This window comes from Lysinibacillus sp. FW301-JW8, assembly GCF_058788755.1.
In genome coordinates this window covers 1-2,812 of record NZ_JBYTBB010000135.1, presented here as the reverse complement: position 1 = coordinate 2,812, position 2,812 = coordinate 1, and the positions used below count along the sequence as shown (strand labels likewise).

Below are 2,812 nucleotides of genomic sequence, written 5' to 3'. Positions count from 1 at the left end.
TGGAACGGAAATCACCTTCATTTTGACTAAATATTCACAAAGAGTCCCTTGCCTATTTAATTTTTCAACACTATGAAGCACTGTTTAAAAGTGCTTTAAATACTAGTTGTATTGCCTATATTTGTTCGGCTATATCTTTTGCAAACTGATGTGAAATTTCCGTATCCATTTCTCTTAAAGCATAAGCTAAATTAATTATAAGTTCTGGCCGTTGTTCAAAATTGATCAATTGCATCAAAATAACTAACCCTATCAGTAATTCATGATAATTAATCTGATTACTTTTATAAACAATGGTATATTCATCCCTATCTAAATAATCTCCGATTACAATTCTGTGCCTACAAGGATGATTTTCATTCTCTTTTTCTAAAAATAAAAAGGCTACATTTAATAAGTCTTCAATACTATAATTTACATACTTATTTTTTAAGATATTCACAATTTCTTCTCCGCCTTGTTCCATTAAAATATCTTCCCAAATCAATATTAATTTTCTATTATTCAAAGTTACTTCACCTCCCACTTTACGATAATCCAAAAATAGGGAAATGTGTAACAACTTTTTGCTCCAAAAAATCCCAAATACAACACGATCGTCGCATACGGGGCTCTGTATTGGTTTGAATACAGTTTCATAATAAAAATCACGCTCAAAAGAACGTGACTTTAAACTTATTTCGATAGCTTATAAACAACATATTGATTCAATGATACACCCTCTTCTTCAGCTTCTTGAGCCAGCTGCTTATGCAAGGTCTTAGGTACACGCACATTAAATTTCCCACTGTATTCATGGTCAACAGGCTCAGATATTGGATCACCACACTCTAGCTTTGTCTCAATAGTCATTTGTAAGACCTTCTCTAAGTCTTTATAAGCTTCCTCAATTGTTGATGCAGGTGTATGACAGCCATCTAACTCTTTAACATTAGCCCAATACCCATTCTTTGTTTTACGCACTTGAAATGTATATGGTAACGACAAATAATAATGTAAGTCTTTTTGATTTTTCATGTGTTATGGCTTAGGATAGAAGGGAAAACAGAAGGGGAAGTTATTCGCCTATTCTGTTTAGTGCATCCTTCACAACTTGAAAATCTACTGGATATTCAAGCTTGACGGTTGTTACAAGTCCTTGTTCATTTTGGAAATGGTGATGAGAGCCTCTAATTCTAATCTCCTTATATCCATTGTGTTCAAGGTTTTTTATTTCCGTGAAGGTTATTCCCTTTAATTGGTTTTTCATCTCTATAATGATTTTTTCTATCTTTGCTGTTTCACCTCCCACAATATCAGTACCATATGCAGTACTAAATTACAAGCTTTTATGGATATATTTTTATGGTTATTTTCATAATAAAAAGCCACACCTAGTTAGGCATGACCTTCATTTCTCTTAATGACCTGTTTAGTCTTCCAATGTACTATAAAGCTTATAATCGATACTACGATAGCTACTACATATAATGTTAATGTTAAATAATGTACTTGTTCAATTCCTTTATTTAGGACAAGCTTTATAAAAAAGAAAGTTGATACTAACATAGATATTACTGTAACCATATTAGAATATTTTACTTTATTTTTCACACTCATTTATTTCACCACCTTCAACATCAATCATAATGCGTATGGAATGATAGTCACTATTAGAAATATGCAAGATAATGTAGGCTAGACGCTACTTTGACTACTCTTGATTATTTGGTTAGTTCTCCATTGATAGAACCAGCCGAAGATTGTAATACCAACAGCAAATACATATAAACCCGTTGACAAATAACCAACTTGAGTGATTCCTTCTCTTAAAACAAGTCTTATATAGGAAAAGGTCATCAATACAATTAATGCTACACTAATAATATTGTTTATTTTCAATTTCTTTTCTATATCCAATACCCACACCTCCCATCTACCTATATCATAGGATAAATGGAATGTATTGTCATTATAAAGAGAGACAACCAATTTAATAGTGTCTGCAAGGAGTAACCATTAATTGTCTAACCTAGGGATAGTCTCTCCGAAAACTATCACAATATCAATTTACTACATTTTTTAGCGAAGTTTTACTATACCTCACAATTTCGATCTAAATGTTTGAAATATGCAACTTTTGTTATAACCAATGCAGCATTAGAATAAGCAATGTTTTCAGTTGCACTAGCGATGGAAACCCGTTATCCAATAAATCTACTATGTAAATTTTAAAATTTTTCACGAACAGCTTGGACATGTTAACATTTAAGAAACGATTAATACCTATAGCCACTTAACTATGAGAAAAAGCGACTGACCAGAAAAGCGACCATTTATAAAAAAATGGTCACTTTTTGGTCACTTGCCTTATTTTTGGTATTTAATCTATGCTGAAAATCTGTTACATCAACTACTCTTGAATAGCAGCCTCTAAAGCAACAACCATCATGTCGTTGAAGTATCCGTGTTATCACGATAAAACATGACTGGTCAAAAGCTTGATATAACAGTATTTTATTGTCTACAAACTTTCATTAATCCTCAAGAATAATCATAAATATTCTTTAAAAATCATGATTTGGTCGGTTTTTAGTCGGTTAAGTCGGTTGATTTTTCATCAATTAAGACCACCCATCGCAGGAGTGGTCTTTTATGGTTGATTCAACTAAAGCCTTCGTTTGCCATCCATGTAACGCAAAATCAACACTACACCACAGAATATGTAAGATTTTTACGTTCTTTTATTGAAGTTTACAACACTTATTTCTTTATGTACGGATGTCTGAAAAACAAAAATAACGGTAATGCCAATGATAAACCAACTGTAAAC

Annotated in this window: 5 protein-coding genes; all 5 read right to left on the bottom strand. The window is 32.1% G+C overall.

The window, feature by feature from the left end:
- Positions 1 to 115: 115 nt before the first annotated feature.
- The gene (locus AC3WOM_RS26565) at positions 116 to 508 is read right to left on the bottom strand and encodes a hypothetical protein (RefSeq protein WP_492449169.1); all 393 of its coding nucleotides are present in this window, start codon (positions 506 to 508) and stop codon (positions 116 to 118) included.
- Between the two features lie 167 nt (positions 509 to 675).
- A complete protein-coding gene (locus AC3WOM_RS26560; protein ID WP_492449166.1) occupies positions 676 to 1,017 on the bottom strand; it encodes a type II toxin-antitoxin system HicB family antitoxin in 342 nt (113 codons plus the stop codon).
- A 40-nt stretch (positions 1,018 to 1,057) separates the two neighbouring features.
- Positions 1,058 to 1,291 (bottom strand): type II toxin-antitoxin system HicA family toxin, encoded by a 234-nt coding sequence (locus tag AC3WOM_RS26555; RefSeq protein ID WP_492449163.1) that lies wholly within the window; start codon positions 1,289 to 1,291, stop codon positions 1,058 to 1,060.
- A gap of 86 nt (positions 1,292 to 1,377) precedes the next feature.
- Positions 1,378 to 1,599 carry a hypothetical protein gene (locus AC3WOM_RS26550; protein ID WP_427550166.1) on the bottom strand — a complete coding sequence of 74 codons (222 nt, stop codon included), beginning with the start codon at positions 1,597 to 1,599 and terminating at the stop codon, positions 1,378 to 1,380.
- Between the two features lie 78 nt (positions 1,600 to 1,677).
- On the bottom strand, positions 1,678 to 1,899 hold the full coding sequence (locus AC3WOM_RS26545) for a hypothetical protein (RefSeq protein ID WP_492449158.1): 222 nt from the start codon (positions 1,897 to 1,899) through the stop codon (positions 1,678 to 1,680).
- Between the last annotated feature and the right edge of the window lie 913 nt (positions 1,900 to 2,812).

Coding starts and splice junctions, on each gene's coding strand:
- AC3WOM_RS26550 (WP_427550166.1), bottom strand. CDS start 1,599: ATGAGTGTGAAAAATAAAGTAAAATATTCTAATATGGTTACAGTAATA.
- AC3WOM_RS26560 (WP_492449166.1), bottom strand. CDS start 1,017: ATGAAAAATCAAAAAGACTTACATTATTATTTGTCGTTACCATATACA.